We start from the raw sequence: 18,223 nt of genomic DNA on the forward strand, positions 1-18,223 counted from the left end.
CTCGTCATTCGACTGGACGTCGAACATCGGCGTTGATGTGGTGATCGTCAAGGGCGGTCCGAAGGCCAACGTCTACACGTATCCCTTCGAAAGTCTGGGCGACACGGGGCTGACCGCCCCCATCAACCCGGCGAACGGCCAGCCATACGGCCTGAGCCACATCTCGTTCTGCTACGACGTCGAGACTCCGACGACGACGACGCCACCGCCTCCGACGACGACGACGACGACACCACCGCCTCCGACGACGACTTCGACGTCACCGACCCCTTCATCCAGCTCCAGTACCACCTGAGCGACCACGCATCGGCTGCCCCGCCCGGTTGAAGGGCGGGGCAACCAGCAGTCTCGCAGGGGGTCCGCGCGCTCCCTGCCAAACTGGCGAAGCGATCGTGTGACACGCTGACGCTCTGGGGCCAAACGCGCGAGGCTCAGCGGCGGGTGCCGTCCGCAAGGATGTCGCCGAGGTCCTGCCCGGGCTGGTCGGCATGGGTGAGCTCCGGCTCCGGCACGATCAGCGCCGAACCCGCACCACCGGCGCCAATCGTCGAGCGGCCACGGCGGCGCAGCCGCCCCTCGACCCCCGCCGCCACCGTCGTCAGCGAGTAGGTGATGACGATGAAGATGACCGCGATGACGATGATCGCCGGACCCGGGTTCGACTTGTACGAGCCGATCTGCTGGCAAGTGGTGAGCAGCTCTGGGTACGTGATGATCTGGCCCAGCGCGGTGTCCTTCAAAACCACAACCAGCTGCCCCACGAGTGCCGGCAGCATCGCCGTGCCGGCCTGCGGCAGCCGGATCGACCGCAGTGTCTGCCCGGGAGTGAGCCCGATCGACAACCCTGCCTCTGCCTGGCCCTTCGGGAGGCTGCCGACTCCGGAGCGGAGCAGCTCGGCAACGATGCTGGCCTCCACCTCCGCGCGGAGCTGCGCCAGCTCTCGGATGGCGTAGAGCTCCCGTCTGCAGGGGCAGCGGAGCGCGGGACACGTCAGTCCTCGACAGGGATCGAGTCGAAGCCGAGGCGATCGAGCTTGCCCGAGTAGCGCGTCCATCTGCTCGACCTCTGGGCCGAACACCGGTCCATCGAAGAGTCCATCCATGCTTCGGACGGTACGTCCGGGCTTGCGGGGTGGACCGTGGGTGGACCGGACCATCTTTGACAACGCTCGTTTGTGCTCAAAGAAGGGGGGTTGCCCTGCGGTCTCACACACCGCAGGGCCCTACCCATTGAACCCGTTGGCACCGTCGGGCCTCAAATCGACACGCCCGCGAGAGGGCCGGCGGACTCCACATAGGATGCGGGCCATGACGGAGCAGGGGAGCGGCGGGAGTGCCTCGGACGTCGGCCCTGACGACGGGACGGACGTCGCTGCCCGACTCGAGGACCACACCACCTTCGCGCACGTCGACGACGGGTTCGAGCGGCTGTGGACGCCCCATCGGATGGCCTACATCGTCGGCGACAAGCCGACCGACGAGCCGGGCTCCGGCTGCCCCTTCTGCACCGCCCCGGACAAGAGCGATGCCGAGGGGCTCATCGTCCACCGGGGCACCCACTGCTACGTCGTGCTGAACCTGTTCCCGTACAACCCGGGTCATCTCCTGGTCTGCCCGTACCGCCACGTCTCCCTCTACGTCGACCTCACCGACGCGGAGACGGAGGAGTTCACCGCGCTGACCAAGGCCGCGATCCGGGCCCTCGAGGCGGCCTCGGCACCGCACGGCTTCAACCTGGGGATGAACCAGGGTGCGGTAGCGGGGGCCGGTGTCGCTGCCCATCTGCACCAGCACATCGTGCCGCGGTGGGGAGGCGACTCGAACTTCCTGCCGATCGTCGGTCAGACGAAGGCGCTCCCCGTCCTCCTCGAGGACACCCGTCAGCTGATCCTCGCCGCCTGGCCGGCCGCCTGAGCCGAGCCGTCAACCTCAGTAGGCTGGCCCCACTATGCTCGACAGACTCCTCCGTGCGACCGTCACCAAGCTCCTCGGTCCGATCGCCCGTCTCCTCCTCAAGATCGGCATCAGCCCGGACATCGTGACCGTCGTCGGCACGATCGGGGTCAGCGTCGGCGCGCTCTACTTCTTCCCTCGAGGGCAGGTGTGGATCGGTGTACTCGTCATCACCGCCTTCGTCTTCTCGGACACGATCGACGGGATCATGGCCCGCGAGTCCGGGGGCTCGACGAAGTGGGGCGCGTACCTCGACTCCACCCTCGACCGCATCGGTGACGCGGCCATCTTCGGCGGCCTGGTGCTCTACTACGCGGGCATGGGGGACAACAGCGTCATGTCCGCGCTCGCCCTCGCCTGCCTCATCCTCGGCAGCGTCGTCTCGTACGCGCGGGCGCGGGCCGAGGGCCTCGGTTTCACCGCCTCCGTCGGCATCGCGGAGCGCGCCGACCGGCTGGTGGCCGTGCTCGTGGCCGCCTTCTTCGCGGACCTGTTCGACTCGACGCTCGTGCTCGGTGTGGTCCTCGCGCTGCTGGCAGTCGCCAGCCTCGTCACCGTGGTGCAGCGGATCATGACGGTACGCTCGCAGGCCCTCGCGGCTGGCGAGGTCAACCATTGACCAGTTCCCGAGGCGTCGCCAGTGCGACCCGCGACCTCCGGGACCAGCTCACCGTCGCCGGCTTCAAGCTCGGCTGGAGGGCGCTGCGCGCGCTCCCCGAGCCGGTCGCCTATGGGTTGTTCAACCGGATTGCCGATGTCGCCGTGCGCCGTGGCGGCAACCGGGTCGAGCGGCTCCGCGCCAACTATCGGAAGGCCCGTCCGGAGGTTGACGAGGCAGCGCTCGACTCGCTCGTGCGAGCCGGGATGCGCTCCTACATGCGGTACTACTGTGAGGCATTCCGGCTGCCCTCCCTCAGCAGGGACCAGATCAACCGCGCGGTCGTGAGCCGTGGGGATGACGAGCCGCGCAGATTCACCGAGAAGGGGGAAGCCGTCGTTGTCTTCGTCGGTCACCTCGGCAACTTCGACCTGGCGGCGGCGTGGGCGGCAGGCAGCCTGGCGCCGGTGACCACGGTGGCTGAGCGGCTCGAGCCCGAGGAGGTCTTCCAGGAGTTCGTCGCCTTCCGCAACGCCATCGACATGGACATCATCCCCTTGACGGGTGGCGAAGACCCCTTCACTGCGCTGGTCCAGGCCGCGCGAGCCGGGGGCCGAGTCATCGCCCTGGCGAGCGACCGCGACCTCACGAGCAACGGCGTCGAGGTGGACCTCGTGGGTCACCGGGCCCGGATGGCCAAGGGGCCTGCCGTCCTCTCCCTGCTCACCGGGGCGCCGTTGTACTGTGCGACCGTCCACTACGAGTCGGCGCCCAAGGGCTACGGGCTCGGCGGCTACCGGACGGTGATCGAGTTCAGCGCACGGCTCCATCCTCGGGTGGAGGGTCCCACGGCCGCCAAGGCGCAGGACCTGATCCAACAGTGCGCCGACCACCTGTCCATGACGATTCGCCAGCACACGTCGAGCTGGCACATGCTCCAGCGGGTCTTCGTCGAGGACCTCTCGTGACCCGCGCCCGACGGGCTCGCCCATGAGAATCGGCATCGTCTGCCCCTACTCGTTCGACGTGCCCGGCGGGGTGCAGTTCCACGTCCGTGACCTCGCCGAGCACTTCATCGGCGAGGGGGAAGAGGTCTCGGTGCTCGCCCCGGCCGACAGCGAGACGGCGCTGCCGGGCTACGTCGTGTCGGCGGGACGGGCCACCGCGGTCCGGTTCAACGGCTCAGTCGCACGACTGGCCTTCGGTCCGGTCACTGCGGCCAAGGTCGGCCGGTGGCTCGACCACGGGAGGTTCGACGTCCTCCACATCCACGAGCCGATGTCTCCGAGTGTCAGTGTTCTCGCGCTCATGGCGGCCGACGGGCCCATCGTCGGGACGTTCCACACCTCGATGCTCCGGTCCCGCACGATGCAGACGGCCTACCCGATCATCCGCCCCTCCCTGGAGAAGATCTCGGCCCGGATCGCCGTGAGCGAGGACGCACGCCGCACCGTCACGACCCACGTCGGAGGAGATGCGGTCGTCATCCCGAATGGCGTCTACGTGGAGCGCTTCGCGGCCGCGCCGAAGCGGCCGGAGTGGGAGGGCACAGCGGATCGGCCGACGATCGCCTTCCTCGGACGGATGGCGGAGCCACGCAAGGGCCTGCCCGTCCTCGCCGCCGCCCTGCCCACGGTCCTGCAGCAGGTGCCCGGGCTGCGACTGCTCGTCGCCGGGCCCGGGGATCCAGCCGAGATCACAGAAGGGTGGCCGCAGGACGTGCGTGGGGCTACGGAGTTCCTGGGGGCGGTCTCCGACGAGGAGAAGGCGTCGCTCCTCTCGTCGGTCGACCTCTATGTCGCGCCGAACACCGGCGGGGAGAGCTTCGGGATCATCCTCATCGAGGCGATGTCGTCCGGGGCCTGCGTCCTGGCCAGTGACCTCGCGGCGTTCTCGCGGGTGCTCGACGGCGGCGCCGTCGGTGCGATGTTCCGCAACGGGGACCCAGCCGACCTCGCCAACCAGCTCATCCGCCTGCTCGAGGACCCCGAGCGTGGTCGGGACCTCGCCGCCCGGGGCCGGCAGTGGGCGCACCGCTTCGACTGGTCGGTCGTGGCCGACCAGATCCGCGCGGTCTACGAGACGGTGATCGAGGGTCGGCTCGCGGCGCAGACGGAGCCACCAACGAGGTGGAACCGCTTCCTGCGTGGGGGTGCCCGATGAGCGAGGTCCTCTCGTGGGTCTTCGCGGTTCTCTTCGTCGTCGTCATCATTGCGTGGTACCTCACCTACACCGCCGCACGGCTCGACCGGCTCCACGTCCGGCTCACCGGCACCCTGGCGGCGCTCGACGCCCAGCTCGTCAGGCGGGCCGAGGCCTCGCTCGAGCTCGCCAACAGCGGTCTGCTCGACGTCGCCACGTCGCTCATCCTGGCCACCGCCGCCGCCGAGTCGCTGGAGAACCCGGGTGAGCACGGCGAGATCCGCGAGGTGGTGGAGAACGACCTGACCGAAGCGCTCCATCACTCGCTCACCGAGGCGCAGAGCGGGCAGATCCGCGAGGCCGGTCCGCTCGGGGTCGACCACCTGGACCGCCTCCGTTCGACCTGCACCAGGGTCTCGCTCGCGAGGCGGTTCCACAACGACGCGGTGACCGATGTCCGGCGGGTGCGGCGCAAGTGGGCGGTGCGGCTGTTCCGCCTGGCGGGGCACACGCCCATGCCGCTGACAGTGGAGTTCGACGACGAGATGCCGCCCGGCCTGGCCGCCTGAGCTCCGTGCCCCGGTCGGTGGCGACTCGGCGCGGTCGAGGGACCCCTCGGATGGGCCTACGATTCTTAGCATCAACCGAGCACGAAAGCAGGACGAGCGTGACCACTCCTGAGACCCAGTCTCACCCCCAGTCCGACACCGGCACCGGCACGACCCGCGTCAAGCGCGGCATGGCCGAGATGCTCAAGGGCGGCGTCATCATGGACGTCGTCACGCCGGAACAGGCCAAGATCGCCGAGGACGCCGGAGCCGTCGCCGTCATGGCCCTCGAGCGCGTCCCGGCAGACATCCGTGCCCAGGGCGGCGTCTCCCGGATGAGCGACCCCGACATGATCGACGGCATCATCTCCACGGTGTCGATCCCCGTCATGGCCAAGGCCCGGATCGGCCACTTCGTCGAGGCGCAGGTCCTCCAGAGCCTCGGCGTCGACTACGTCGACGAGTCCGAGGTCCTCACCCCGGCCGACTACGCCAACCACATCGACAAGTGGAAGTTCACCGTCCCGTTCGTGTGCGGGGCGACCAACCTCGGCGAGGCCCTGCGCCGGGTCACCGAGGGCGCGGCGATGATCCGCTCCAAGGGCGAGGCAGGCACTGGTGACGTGTCGAACGCGACGACCCACATGCGACAGATCCGCGCCGAGATCCGCCGCCTCCAGGGACTCCCCGAGGACGAGCTCTACGTCGCCGCCAAGGAGCTCCAGGCTCCCTACGAGCTCGTCGCCGAGGTCGCTCGCAACGGCAGGCTCCCTGTCGTGCTCTTCACCGCCGGCGGCATCGCCACCCCCGCGGACGCGGCGATGATGATGCAGCTCGGCGCCGAGGGCGTCTTCGTCGGGTCCGGGATCTTCAAGTCCGGCAATCCCGCGCAGCGTGCCGAGGCGATCGTCAAGGCCACGACGTTCTACGACGACCCCGATGTCATCGCCAAGGTCTCGCGCGGCCTGGGCGAGGCCATGGTGGGCATCAACGTGGACGAGATCCCACAGCCCCATCGGCTCGCCGAGCGCGGCTGGTGATCGAGACCAACCACAACCAGTCCGTATGCCGCTGGGCTCAGTGAGCGCGGCGGCATACCTCTGCGAGTGGCTGGGACAGTCGAGTCAGAACGGCGGCGGCTCATCTCGTCTCTCGTTCGGTGGCTGTTCGCCCGGGGCTGGCGGGCCCGGGTCGCGCAGCGCCTCGGTCCACGACTTCGGGTAGGTGATGTGGTCCCGTCCCGTCAGCGTCCGCCAGCGCAGACCTCGCTGGGCCGGATCGCCGACCGGCTCGCACGAGGTGAGCCCAGCGGTCTTCGGCTGATGGTGCCGTCGCCGGTCCAGTGGACCCAGATTGCCGACAACCGTGCGACCCTGCGGCCAGGCGGTGTGGTGGTCGATGTCGCACCGCCGTGCGTCGACGGTGCAGCCGGGACCGCGACAGTGCCCGTCCAGGGCCCGGATCTGCTCGATCATTGCCGGGGTCGGTCGGTACCTGTCCGTACCCAGCTCGAGCGCCCGCCCCGTGAGGTGGTCCACGGCCAGCCACCGCCACACCGATCCTGGAGCCGTGATGACCTGACGGGTGTGCTCGGCGCTGACCCAGCCATGCCCTGGCAGCTCGCAGGGCGCGTCCGAGAGCCCGGCGGCGACCTCGAACGGCACCACGACCCACACTGATGCCGGCGGCGTCACCGGAGCGCACCCGCAGACGGCCCGCTCAACCGACTGGTCGTTCCGCTCCGGACTCGACGCACCCATCGAGGGCGGGTCGTCGCTGGCGGGGGTGGCGTGAACGGGGCAGGGGCCGTACCGGTGGCGAAGCAACGCCTCGGCGGCCAGGTCCGCACGCAGCTGGTCGAGGTTCCGCTCGTCCCCTGCCTGACGCAGTGACCGAGCCAGCTGCTCGATCCGATCGGCGACCGCGACGACCTGCTCGGCCGGCAGATGCAGGGCCAGAACCCCCATCCCGTCCTCGGTCAGCTCGGCGGCCAGGCGTCGCCGAGCGGTCGCCCTCTCCCGGCGCGCCCTCGCCGCGGCAGGATCCTGCACGGCCTTCAGGACCCGGGTCAGCCGCTGCCGGATCTGCGGATGAGTGGGCCGGTGTCCGCCGGGCATCGGCGCCAGCACCCGCTCCACCACCATGGCGAGGACCTCGTCGTGGTCGGCCTCGTCCCAGCCCTCGGCGTTCGCCAGGGCGGCTACCTCGTCTGCGATCAGCCCGGCGTGCAGCAGCGATACGGACCCGACGGCCAGCCTGTCTCGCAGCGGGGCATACCGGATCGCGTCCACCGCAAGCCGCAGCCGTCGGGCCGCCTCCCCAGCTGGCACCGAGGTCGCGGTGGTGATCTCGTCCACCGTGGCCACATCGACATTCACGGCCCGTTCCGCCGCGGTCTCTCGCCGTCGCCTGCTGACCAGACCCGGACTGAACTCCACCTCGAGGTGCGCGACCTGCGCGGCGACGACGGCGCGGAAGTCCCCGTACGCGTCGACGATGCGCCCGTCCAACCTGGCCCTTCCCGCCTCCAGGTCCACGATCTGGGCCAGGAGCCAATCGGCACGCTCCTGCAACCGCTCGCTCACGCTGCCCGCATCGCTGCTCTCGCCGCTGGCGGTCCTGGCCGCGATCGCGGCCGGAGTCGTGGTGACCGGAGTGACTGGGCTGGTGGCAAGCCAGTCGAACTCGTCGAGCCCCTCGAACGGGTCGGGCAGGGCGGCGGCCTCGGCGAGCTGGCGCGCCAGGACCTCCTCGTGCCAGGTCTCGGACGAGCGTTCGCACAGCTCTCCGGGCAAGCCCTCGATCAGGTCGGCAAACCGGTTGTCGAGGGCGTCCTCAGCGTCCACGTACGGCACGAGCGCCCTCCTTCCGCGTGGGTTCCCTGTGAGCGCGTCGCCGTCCCAATTCGAACATGCTTTCGGGATCGCGTCAAGGACATTCTCGCACCTGTGGACAACGAATCCGGTTGCAGCGCAAGTGGACCCACAGAAGCGACGAGGCGAGCTGCAGACGGCTCAGGTCGAGTCGTTGGCCGTACCGGCCGACGGCTCGGTGCCCGCGAAAAGGGCCTTGAGGTCGAGCGAGGGGACGTGCTTCTCGGAGGCGAGCGACACGTACTTGCGGGCCACGGTGTCCTTGCCGAAGCCGAGGACCGTGCTCAGCAGCCCGATTGCCTGAGCCAGCTCGCTCGGGGGCTCGGCGGCGACCACGCGTCGCCACATCGCCTCTTCGAGCGAGTTGAAGGCCATCTGCACCTCGGAGATGTCGAAGCCGGCGTCGAACCGCTCGGTCGCGATGCGGTCGGCGTAGGTGCTCAGGTCGGCGAGGCTCCGGGTCCTGATCGCGGTGGCGACGAGGTCGAACAGGGTGGTCAACCGCTCGCGGGTGAACGTCTCGCCGGCCTTCTCGTAGTGGTGCACATGTGAGCGCTGCAGGTCCGAGAACGCCTCGTCGAGGATGCTGTCCTCCGACTCCCTCAGCAGGGTCTCCAGCTTCATCGTTCTCCCTCTCCCTCAGTGGGTCCCATCGTGTCAAGGACGCTCCGTGCCGTGGAGCAAACGTGAGCAAACGAACGAACCGGCCCCTCGCCGCGGCGCCCCGTCAGGTGACGGCGTGCCGGGCGGCGAACTCCGGTCGCTCGTGCTCACGGCCGTCGAGAACCTCCCTGACGTGCCGCGCCGCGGTGACCGCATCGAGGTGCGTCACGTAGAGCGGGGCGAAGCCGAGCCGGACGATGTCGGGCTCCCGGTAGTCGCCGATGACGCCTCGAGCGATGAGCGCCTGGACGACGGCGAAGGCATCGGGATGGCGCAGCGACACCTGTGACCCCCGTCGTTCCGCCGCCGCCGGGGTCGCCACCGTCAGGTCGAGGTCGAGCGCTGTGAGCGCCTCGAGGAACGTCGAGGTGAGCGAGACGGACTGCGTCCGCACGTCGCTCATGGACAGGCCGTCGAAGGCCTCGAGCGCGGCCTCGAGGGCCAGGACCGACAGCATCGGTGGAGTCCCCACGCGAACCCGGTCGATGCCCGGTGCCGGGACGAAGTCCCGGGCCATCTCGAACGGCCGCGCGTGGCCGAACCAGCCGGTGAGCGGCTGGTCGAAGGCGTCCTGGTGACGCGCGGCCACATAGATGAACGACGGAGCACCGGGGCCGCCGTTGAGGTACTTGTAGCCACACCCCACCGCCACGTCAGCGCCGCCCTCGTCGAGCTGCACATCGACGGCCCCTGCGGCATGGCACAGGTCCCAGCAGGCCAGGGCACCGACGTCGTGGGCGGCCGACGTGATCCCCGCGAGGTCCCACAGCTCGCCGGTGGCATAGTCCACGCTCGAGTAGGCCGCGACCGCCAGGTCCGGGCCGAGCTCGGCGATGGCTCGCGGAGCGTCGGCGGGGGAGACGCGGCGCACCTCCAGCCCCTCGACTCGGGCGGCCGCCTCCGCCAGGTACAGGTCGGTGGGGAAGGACGCGGGATCCGTGAGCACGACCCGGCGACCCCGCCGCAGCCGCGCCGCGCCGACGATGGCCTTGAAGAGGTTGACCGAGGTCGAGTCGGTGACGACGACCTGGCCTGCGGCAGCACCGACCAGCCGGCCGATGCGGTCGCCGACCCGGGTCTGCGCGCCCCACCAGTCCGCCTCGTTCCAGGACCGGATGAGCCGCTCGCCCCACTCGTGCTCGACCACGCGGGCCAGCGCCGGACCCACGGTCCTGGGTAGCGCCCCCAGCGAGTTGCCGTCGAGGTAGATGACGCCCTCCGGGAGCGCGAACCGCTGACGGCTACCGCTCAGCGGCGAATGGGCATCGAGGTCGCTGGCCCGGGCGAGCAGGTCGTCGGTGACGTCGGCGGACATGGTGGCAACGTACCGCGAGCGGCAGGAGGCGGTGCACGCGTGGCGAGCCCAGCGGCATACGATCTGGGGTTTGTGAAGGTCACCATCGGCATCCTCGCCGTCCAGGGCGACGTGCGCGAGCACGCCGCCGCGCTCACCGCACTCGGCGCGGACGTCGTCACCGTCCGCCGACCCGGCGAGGTCGAGCAGATCGACGGGCTCGTGATTCCCGGCGGGGAGTCGACGGTGATGGACAAGCTGGTCCGGGCCTTCGAGCTGCAGGATCCCCTGCGCAAGCGGATCGCCGCTGGCCTGCCCACCCTGGGGTCGTGCGCCGGGATGATCATGCTCGCCGACCGCATCGCCGACGCGAGGCCCGACCAGGAGACCCTCGGCGGCATCGACATGACGGTGCGACGGAACGCATTCGGACGCCAGGTCGACTCGTTCGAGACGGAGCTCGACTATGCGGGACTCGACGAACCCGTCCACGCGGTCTTCATCCGTGCCCCCTGGGTCGACGAGGCAGGCGAGGGTGTCGAGGTCCTTGCCCGAGTGGGCGAGGGACCGGCCGCGGGTAGGATCGTCGCGGTTCGGCAGGGCAATCTCGTGGCGACGTCGTTCCACCCCGAGGTGGGTGGGGACCGCCGCATCCACGCCGAATTCGTCCGGATCGTCGAGAACGCGAGGGAGTCTGCATGAGCGGCCACTCCAAATGGGCCACCACGAAGCACAAGAAGGCCGCCATCGACGCCAAGCGCGGCAAACTCTTCGCGAAGCTCATCAAGAACATCGAGGTGGCGGCCCGGCAGGGTGGCGGTGACCCTGCCGGCAACCCGACGCTCTACGACGCGATCCAGAAGGCCAAGAAGACCTCGGTCCCCAACGACAACATCGACCGCGCGGTCAAGCGTGGCTCCGGCGCCGAGGCGGGCGCGTCCGACTGGCAGCCGATCACCTACGAGGGCTACGCACCGGGCGGCGTCGCGCTGCTCATCGAGTGCCTCACCGACAACCGCAACCGGGCCGCAGCCGAGGTACGGACCGCGCTGACCCGCAACGGCGGCCAGCTCGCGGACCCCGGCTCGGTCGCGTACGTCTTCAACCGCAAGGGCGTCGTCATCGTGCCCAAGAACGGGGCGTCCGGAGACATCTCGGAGGACTCGATCCTCGAGGTCGTCCTCGATGCGGGTGCCGAGGAGGTCAACGACAACGGCGACACGTGGGAGATCGTCTCGGAGGCGAGCGACTTCGTCGCCGTGCGCCAGGCCGTCCAGGAGGCGGGGATCGACTACGACTCCGCCGAGGCGTCGTGGGTTCCCAACCTCCAGGTCCCGCTCGACCTCGACGGCGCGAAGAAGATGATCCGCGTCATCGACGCCCTCGAGGACAGCGATGACGTGCAGAACGTCTACGCGAATGGAGACATCCCGGACGACGTCCTTGCGGAGCTCGACGAGGAGGACTGAAAGACACAGCAGGCCGTATGCCGCGGGGCTGGCGGCCGCACGGAAGGCGCGCCGGGAGCGGCGCGCCTTCCGTCGTTTCGGGGAGGCGGGCGGTTACGGTTGGGCCGAACACCTGTTCGGTCGTGGCGCGAGCCACGCGACGAGTCGGATCGAGTCTGGAGGTGGCGTGCGCGTCCTCGCGGTGGACCCCGGGCTCACCCGGTGTGGAGTCGGCGTGGTCGAGGGCCAGCCCGGACGGCGGCTCACCCTCGTCGAGGTCGGTGTGATCCGGACCCCGTCGACCGACCCGACCCCCAAGCGCCTCGTTGCGCTCGAGGACGAGATGCGCGCCTGGTTCGAGCGGCACCAGCCGGAGGCCGTGGCCATCGAGCGCGTCTTCGCCGACACCAATGTCTCGACCGTGATGGGGACCGCGCAGTGCACCGGCATCGTCATGATGCTGGCCGAGCGCCGTGGCCTCCCGGTCACCCTGCACACCCCGACCGAGGTGAAGGCCGCCGTCAGTGGCAGTGGCCGCGCCGACAAGGCGCAGGTCACGACGATGGTCACCCACCTGCTCGGCCTGCAGAGCCCACCCAGGCCCGCGGACGCCGCCGATGCCCTGGCCCTGGCCATCTGTCACGTCTGGCGCGGCGGCACACAGAGCAGGTTCGCGGCCGCCGCGTCGGCGCACGCCAGTGCCGGCCAGACCAGACCTCGCCGACCCACGACCGCTGGAGCCGCACGCAGATGATCGCCTCACTGTCCGGAACCGTCCTCAAGGCCGGCCTCGACTCCGTGGTCCTCGGGGTCGGGGGAGTCGGGATGCTCGTCCACACGACGCCGGCGACGGCGGCCTCGGTGCGGGTTGGTGCGGCGGCGGACCTGGAGACGACGCTGGTCGTGCGCGAGGACTCCCTGACCCTGTACGGCTTCGCGACCGAGGACGAGAAGCACGTCTTCGAGACGGTCCAGACGGTCTCCGGCGTGGGCCCCCGTCTCGCGCTGGCCCTGCTCGCCGTGCACGACCCGGTGTCCGTGCGGCGCGCGCTGGGCACCGGCGACGTCGCCGCCCTGACGAAGGTCCCCGGCATCGGCAAGAAGGGCGCCGAGCGGCTCGTCCTCGAGCTGCGCGACAAGCTGGGCGCATGGGGCGGCTCGGCTGACGAGCCCGGACTCGTGGTCCAGCGGACCACGGGCGAACACTGGCGTGACCAGGTGCGCGAGGCATTGGTCGGTCTCGGGTGGTCGGCTCGGCAGGCGGACGACGCCCTCGACCGGGTCGCGCCCCAGGCGGCTGACGGCGCCAGCGTCTCGGCCATGCTCCGCGCGGCCCTGCAGGAGCTGGGCCGATGAGTGTCGAGCAGCAGGCCTGGGACCAATCCCACGACGCGACCGCGCGGATCGTCGATCCCGGAAGCGACGCCGACGAGCGGCAGGTCGAGGCGGCGCTCCGGCCGAGGCGGCTCGATGACTTCCCCGGCCAGACCCGCGTGCGCGAGCAGCTGGGTCTGGTCCTCAAGGCTGCCAAGCGACGGGGCACCGCGCCCGACCACGTGCTGCTCTCCGGTCCCCCCGGGCTGGGCAAGACGACCCTTGCGATGATCGTCGCCAGCGAGCTCGAGCAGCCGATCCGGATCACCTCTGGACCGGCGATCCAGCACGCCGGCGACCTCGCCTCGGTGCTCTCGTCCCTGGCGGAGGGGGAGGTCCTCTTCCTCGACGAGATCCACCGGATGTCACGGGCGGCCGAGGAGATGCTGTACCTGGCGATGGAGGACTTCCGGGTCGACGTCATCATCGGCAAGGGCCCCGGAGCGACGGCGATCCCGCTCGAGCTGCCGCCGTTCACCGTCGTCGGCGCGACGACGCGCGCCGGCCTGCTGCCGGCCCCGCTCCGCGACCGGTTCGGGTTCACCGGACATCTCGACTTCTACGAGCCGAGCGACCTCGTCACGATCCTGCACCGCTCCGCGCGCCTGCTGGCCCTCGACGCCGACGAGGACGGCATCGTCGAGATCGCCCGGCGCTCCAGGGGAACGCCACGGATCGCCAACCGGCTGCTCCGCCGCGTGCGCGACTGGGCCCAGGTCCACGGCGAGGACCGCGTCACCCAGGCCGCCGCCCGCCAGGCGCTCGAGCTGTTCGACGTCGACGAGCGAGGTCTCGACCGGCTCGACCGAGCCGTGATCGACGCTCTCTGCCGGCGGTTCGGCGGGGGGCCGGTGGGGTTGTCAACCCTGGCGGTCGCCGTGGGGGAGGAGCCCGACACCGTCGAGACGGTCGCCGAGCCGTTCCTCGTGCGGGAGGGTTTCATGCTGCGGACGCCGCGGGGGCGGGCCGCCTCGGCGCTCGCCTGGTCCCACCTCGGCCTCACGCCACCCCTGGACGCCCAAGGACTGTGGGCGGCCACACTGCCGCTCGACGACCTGGGCGGAGGACGCTTCGAGACCTGACCACGGCGAAACCGCGGCCAAAACGTGACCCGGCGGAGCGGCATACGGCCACCCGTCGGTCTGACAAACCCGCACGCCGGACGTAGACTCCTGCGGGCACCCCCGCCGCCGCCGCGGCACCATCCGGTGCCCCCGGACGTTGACGTGTCGCCCACACCACCACTGGTTCGCGCGCTGCCGGATCGAGAAGTCGAAGGATTGAGCCTGATATGAACAACAACGGGGGATCCTCGTTGATCATCCTGGCCCTGCCGCTCCTGCTGCTGGCCTGGATGTTCTGGAGTGCCAACCGGCGCACGAAGCGGATGCGTGACTTCAACTCCGCGCTCGATGTCGGCGACGAGGTGGTCACCTCATCGGGCATCTTCGGCACCATCCGTCACCTCGACGACGTCAGCGCACACATCGAGGTGGCCGAGGGGATGATCCTGCGCTTCGACCGGCGCGCCGTGGCCATGAAGCAGGCCGATGTGACGCCGCCACCGATCAACCGGGCCCAGACGGACGACTCGTCCGCGCCCGGTCAGTGAGGCGCTCACGTGGCTCGTAGCACCACCACGAAGTCCGCTCTGCGGAGCCTGTCCGCCCTCCTCGCACTGGCCGTCGGGCTCGCCCTGCTCGTCGCGGGGCTCCATCAGTGGGGCGGCGGGCAGCTGACTCCGCGCCTGGGCCTCGACCTCGAGGGCGGCACCGAGATGGTTCTCGCCCCGGTCACCGAGGGCGGGACCGCGGTCAACCCCGGCCAGCTCGACCGCGCCGTCGAGATCATTCGCCAGCGCATCGACGCCAACGGCGTCGCCGAGAGTGAGATCTCCACCCAGGGCGGGCGCAACATCGTCGTCGCGATCCCCGGAACACCCTCCGAGGAGCAGCTCGACGCAATCCGCAAGCCCTCGCAGCTGCGGTTCCGGTCCGTGTTCGTCCAGGACGTCGAGACCGCGGCGCCTCCAGTCGGGTCGGGTGGCACGCCGACGGGCACGGCCACGACTCCCGCACCTGCCGGGACGACCGGCACACCCGCTCCCACGGGGAACACCCCCGCGACCCCGCCCCCGACGACGGCTGCGAACGGCGTCGCCCCGGAGGCCCTGCGAGCGGCGACGACGGCCCCGACGACGCCGGCGACCCCCGTGACCACGCCGGCGACCCCCGGCGGCACCGCCACCGGCACCGCCACCGCGCCGGCCACCGAGGCACCTGCTCCGCCGACCGACGCCCAGCTCGAGGCGGCCATCGCGGCCCAGGCGTCCAAGGGTCTGCTCACGCTCGGATGGGAGCAGAAGAAGGCCGACGAGGCCGCCGCAAAGGTGGCCAAGGAGTACGTCGCGCTCAACTGCCAGGAGCCCGGTGCCATCGACGAGGTGCCGGACCTCAAGGACGCGCCGATGGCGACGTGCGGCGAGGACGGGGTCAGCAAGTACGTCCTCGGCCCGGTCGAGATCGACGGCAGCGAGATCCAGGACGCGACGAGCGGCTACCAGCCGGGTCCGAACGGGCAGCCGACCTCCATCGTCGAGGTGGCGCTGTCCTTCAAGGACTCGGGCCGGGCCAAGTTCGCCGAGGTGACCAAGCGGCTCGTCGGCCAGCAGGGCCAGCCGCCTCTCGACCAGTTCGCCGTCGTCCTCGACAAGCGGGTCATCACCGCGCCGCAGGCGCGGGCGATCATCACCGATGGGCGCGCGTCGATCACCGGGTCGTTCACGCTCGACTCAGCCAAGCGGCTCGCCGAGCAGCTGAAGTTCGGTGCGCTGCCGATGTCGTTCGCCCTGCAGACCAACGACACGATCACGCCGCAGCTCGGTGAGGAACAGCTCCGCCTCGGGCTGCTGGCCGGTGCCATCGGCCTGCTCCTCGTCGTCGTCTACTCGCTGTTCCAGTACCGCGCCCTTGGCATGGTCACCGTCATCTCACTCGTTGTGGCAACGGTGCTGACGTACCTGACGCTCGTCGTCCTGGGCACGACCCACGGCTTCCGACTGACGATGGCCGGGGTGACCGGCACCATCGTCGCGATCGGCGTGACGGCCGACAGCTTCATCGTCTACTTCGAACGCATCCGCGACGAGGTGCGTGAGGGACGGCCGCTCGTCGCTGCCGTTGAGACCGGGTGGAAGCGCGCCCGGCGCACCATCATCATCGCCGACGCGGTGAACATGCTGGCCGCGATCGTGCTCTACGTGCTCGCGTCGTCGAACGTCCGCGGCTTCGCCTTCACGCTCGGCCTCACGACGATCATCGACCTCGCCGTCGTCGTCCTGTTCACCCATCCGATGGTCCAGCTGCTCGCTCGGACGGAGTTCTTCGGCCACGGCCACAAGTGGTCCGGCCTCGACCCGGAGCGGCTCGGCGCCAAGGAGGCCCCACGCTACCGGGGTCGCGGACAGTTCGGACCGGCCGGAGCGGCGACCGCCACCCGCTCCACGCGGCTCGCCGAGGGGAAGGCCCAGGCATGATGAACTTCGCCCAGTTCGGCAACGACCTCTACACCGGGCGCCGGTCGATCGCCTTCGTCCAGCGCCGCAAGCTGTGGTACTCCCTGTCGGCCGTGATGATCGGCCTCGCCCTCGCCGGCGTGCTCCTGAACGGCCTCAACTTCGGGATCGAGTTCCGCGGTGGCACGGAGTTCCGGGTGCTCGGCGTCACGAACACCCAGGACTACGAGGCCAAGGCGCAGGACGCCGTGGGCGAGGCCGGGATTCCCGGCTCCGTGGCCACGACGATCGTCGGGGGTGACACCGTCCGGGTCCAGACCGAGGCGGCCCAGGCGCAGGCGGACGCCGCGCGCACCTCGCTCGCGGAGACCTTCGACGTCCAACGGGAGAGCGTCAGTTCCACTCTCATCGGTCCGAGCTGGGGAGCCGCGGTCAGCCAGCAGGCGATCCAGGGACTCGTCGTCTTCCTCATCCTCGTGACCATCGTCCTGGCCCTGTACTTCCGGACCTGGAAGATGGCCGTCGCGGGTCTCACCGCACTGTTGCACGACCTCGTCATCACGGTCGGCATCTACTCGCTCTTCGGCTTCGAGATCACGCCGTCGTCGATGATCGGGTTCCTCACCATCCTCGGATACTCGCTCTACGACACGGTGGTCGTCTTCGACAAGGTCCGCGAGAACACGGCGGAGGCCTTCCGCACCAAGCGTATGACCTATGCCGATGCAGCCAACCTGGCCGTCAACCAGACGCTCGTGCGGTCGATCAACACGACCGTGGTGGCGCTGCTGCCGATCGCCGCGATCCTCTTCGTCGGCTTCACCATGCTGGGCCCGGGCACTCTGCTCGACCTGTCGCTCGCGCTCTTCATCGGTATCGGCGTCGGTGCGTACTCGTCGATCTTCATCGCCACGCCGATGCTCGTACAGCTGCGCTCGAAGGAGCCGGCGATCGTCGACCTCGACCGCTACGTGGCACGACACGGAGCCAAGCGGGCGGCCCGCGATGCAGCCCGTGACGTCGGTGCCGGTGAGGCGCCGGCCGGCGTGCCGGTGGCGGTGGGCGCGGACCTGACCGGTGCGGTCGGGGTCGGCGAGGAGCCGACCGCGACGCTCCATCCGGCGGACGTCGGCACGGCAGGTGCCGACGGGGCTCCCCGTCCGATCCACAAGTACGCCCAGGCCGGCCCGCGCAACCAGCCCAAGCGGGCTCCCAAGTCCAAGAGGTGAGAGCGAGGGTGGCTACCGGGGCGCCGGACGGCTCGCCGGCCGATCTTGCTGAGCTGGTGCGCAGCCATCTTCGCGACATTCCGGACTTCCCGAAGCCCGGGGTGCTCTTCAAGGACTTCACGCCCCTCATCGCCGACGGACCCGCGATGAAGGCGCTCGTGCAGAGCATCGCCGAGCGCTACGTCGGCCGGGTCGACGTCGTCGTCGGCATCGAGGCGCGTGGTTTCATCCTCGGTGCCGCCGTCGCCTACGAGCTCGGGCTCGGCATGGTGCCGATCCGCAAGGCCGGCAAGCTGCCGGGTGAGACGATTCGGGAGTCGTACGCCCTGGAGTACGGCCACGCCGAGATCGAGGTGCACACCGATGCGTTCCAGCCCGGCCAGCGCGTCCTCATCATCGACGACGTGCTGGCGACCGGCGGAACGGCCGAGGCGACCGCGGTCCTGGTCGAGCGAGCGGGCGCCGTCGTGGCCGCCATCGAGGTCGTCCTCGAGCTCGCCTTTCTCGAAGGTCGCAAGCGTCTCGGCGACCGGAACGTGAACGCCATCCTGACGCTCTGATTTGCACCGGGCCCCCTAGACTCGGTT

20 protein-coding genes are annotated in these 18,223 nt (G+C 70.1%); 16 read left to right on the top strand and 4 right to left on the bottom strand.

The annotated features are described in order from the left end of the window. Positions 1–295 (top strand): hypothetical protein (locus VJN29_RS14225; protein WP_324144288.1); only part of this gene is annotated, 295 nt, incomplete at its 5' end. Between the two features lie 136 nt (positions 296–431). Here VJN29_RS14225 and VJN29_RS14230 read toward each other — a convergent pair. Further along, positions 432–1,103 (bottom strand): ABC transporter permease subunit, encoded by a 672-nt coding sequence (locus VJN29_RS14230; RefSeq protein WP_324144289.1) that lies wholly within the window; start codon positions 1,101–1,103, stop codon positions 432–434. 205 nt (positions 1,104–1,308) lie between these two features. Between VJN29_RS14230 and VJN29_RS14235 the strand changes: the two genes are divergently transcribed. From VJN29_RS14235 to pdxS, 6 genes are all read left to right on the top strand, one after another. Further along, positions 1,309–1,914, top strand: coding sequence for an HIT domain-containing protein (locus VJN29_RS14235; protein WP_324144290.1), 606 nt, complete (start codon positions 1,309–1,311; stop codon positions 1,912–1,914). 34 nt (positions 1,915–1,948) lie between these two features. Continuing rightward, positions 1,949–2,572: a phosphatidylinositol phosphate synthase gene (gene pgsA, locus VJN29_RS14240; protein WP_324144291.1), complete on the top strand. Its 624-nt coding sequence runs from the start codon at positions 1,949–1,951 to the stop codon at positions 2,570–2,572. Next, a complete protein-coding gene (locus tag VJN29_RS14245) occupies positions 2,569–3,519 on the top strand; it encodes a phosphatidylinositol mannoside acyltransferase (protein ID WP_324144292.1) in 951 nt (316 codons plus the stop codon). The genes pgsA and VJN29_RS14245 overlap by 4 nt, the downstream gene beginning before the upstream one ends. 22 nt (positions 3,520–3,541) lie before the next feature. Beyond that, positions 3,542–4,714: a glycosyltransferase family 4 protein gene (locus VJN29_RS14250; protein WP_324144293.1), complete on the top strand. Its 1,173-nt coding sequence runs from the start codon at positions 3,542–3,544 to the stop codon at positions 4,712–4,714. Further along, entirely contained in the window at positions 4,711–5,262 is a 552-nt protein-coding gene (locus VJN29_RS14255) for a hypothetical protein (protein ID WP_324144294.1), read from the top strand. Before VJN29_RS14250 ends, VJN29_RS14255 begins: the two co-directional genes overlap by 4 nt. Before the next feature lie 98 nt (positions 5,263–5,360). Next, entirely contained in the window at positions 5,361–6,281 is a 921-nt protein-coding gene (gene pdxS / locus VJN29_RS14260; RefSeq protein ID WP_324144295.1) for a pyridoxal 5'-phosphate synthase lyase subunit PdxS, read from the top strand. An 84-nt stretch (positions 6,282–6,365) separates the two neighbouring features. On the opposite strand, the gene VJN29_RS14265 is transcribed toward pdxS, so the two are convergent. The 3 genes from VJN29_RS14265 to kynU form a co-directional block, all read right to left on the bottom strand. Next, positions 6,366–8,096 (bottom strand): HNH endonuclease, encoded by a 1,731-nt coding sequence (locus VJN29_RS14265; protein WP_324144296.1) that lies wholly within the window; start codon positions 8,094–8,096, stop codon positions 6,366–6,368. A gap of 159 nt (positions 8,097–8,255) precedes the next feature. Beyond that, a complete protein-coding gene (locus VJN29_RS14270; protein WP_324144297.1) occupies positions 8,256–8,738 on the bottom strand; it encodes an RsbRD N-terminal domain-containing protein in 483 nt (160 codons plus the stop codon). 103 nt (positions 8,739–8,841) lie between these two features. Continuing rightward, positions 8,842–10,092, bottom strand: a complete 1,251-nt coding sequence (kynU, locus tag VJN29_RS14275) for a kynureninase (RefSeq protein ID WP_324144298.1) — start codon at positions 10,090–10,092, stop codon at positions 8,842–8,844. 72 nt (positions 10,093–10,164) lie between these two features. Here kynU and pdxT point away from each other — a divergent pair, with 72 nt between their 5' ends. The 9 genes from pdxT to VJN29_RS14320 all read left to right on the top strand — a co-directional run bounded on the left by pdxT (position 10,165) and on the right by VJN29_RS14320 (position 18,196). Further along, complete coding sequence (pdxT, locus tag VJN29_RS14280; protein WP_324144299.1) at positions 10,165–10,773, top strand: pyridoxal 5'-phosphate synthase glutaminase subunit PdxT; 609 nt, start codon at positions 10,165–10,167, stop codon at positions 10,771–10,773. Continuing rightward, complete coding sequence (locus tag VJN29_RS14285) at positions 10,770–11,540, top strand: YebC/PmpR family DNA-binding transcriptional regulator (RefSeq protein WP_324144300.1); 771 nt, start codon at positions 10,770–10,772, stop codon at positions 11,538–11,540. The genes pdxT and VJN29_RS14285 overlap by 4 nt, the downstream gene beginning before the upstream one ends. 166 nt (positions 11,541–11,706) lie before the next feature. Then, on the top strand, positions 11,707–12,273 hold the full coding sequence (gene ruvC / locus VJN29_RS14290; protein WP_324144301.1) for a crossover junction endodeoxyribonuclease RuvC: 567 nt from the start codon (positions 11,707–11,709) through the stop codon (positions 12,271–12,273). Continuing rightward, complete coding sequence (ruvA, locus tag VJN29_RS14295; protein WP_324144302.1) at positions 12,270–12,875, top strand: Holliday junction branch migration protein RuvA; 606 nt, start codon at positions 12,270–12,272, stop codon at positions 12,873–12,875. Before ruvC ends, ruvA begins: the two co-directional genes overlap by 4 nt. Further along, a complete protein-coding gene (gene ruvB, locus VJN29_RS14300; protein WP_324144303.1) occupies positions 12,872–13,975 on the top strand; it encodes a Holliday junction branch migration DNA helicase RuvB in 1,104 nt (367 codons plus the stop codon). Before ruvA ends, ruvB begins: the two co-directional genes overlap by 4 nt. 209 nt (positions 13,976–14,184) lie before the next feature. Further along, the gene (yajC, locus tag VJN29_RS14305) at positions 14,185–14,505 is read left to right on the top strand and encodes a preprotein translocase subunit YajC (RefSeq protein WP_324144304.1); all 321 of its coding nucleotides are present in this window, start codon (positions 14,185–14,187) and stop codon (positions 14,503–14,505) included. A gap of 9 nt (positions 14,506–14,514) precedes the next feature. Further along, positions 14,515–16,428: a protein translocase subunit SecD gene (gene secD, locus VJN29_RS14310; protein ID WP_324144305.1), complete on the top strand. Its 1,914-nt coding sequence runs from the start codon at positions 14,515–14,517 to the stop codon at positions 16,426–16,428. Then, positions 16,425–17,636 carry a protein translocase subunit SecF gene (gene secF / locus VJN29_RS14315; protein WP_324144306.1) on the top strand — a complete coding sequence of 404 codons (1,212 nt, stop codon included), beginning with the start codon at positions 16,425–16,427 and terminating at the stop codon, positions 17,634–17,636. Before secD ends, secF begins: the two co-directional genes overlap by 4 nt. 8 nt (positions 17,637–17,644) lie before the next feature. Further along, positions 17,645–18,196: an adenine phosphoribosyltransferase gene (locus VJN29_RS14320; RefSeq protein WP_324144307.1), complete on the top strand. Its 552-nt coding sequence runs from the start codon at positions 17,645–17,647 to the stop codon at positions 18,194–18,196. The last annotated feature ends 27 nt before the right edge of the window (positions 18,197–18,223 follow it).

The organism is Intrasporangium sp. (assembly GCF_035280925.1).
In the GTDB taxonomy this organism is placed as follows: Bacteria; Actinomycetota; Actinomycetes; order Actinomycetales; family Dermatophilaceae; genus Intrasporangium.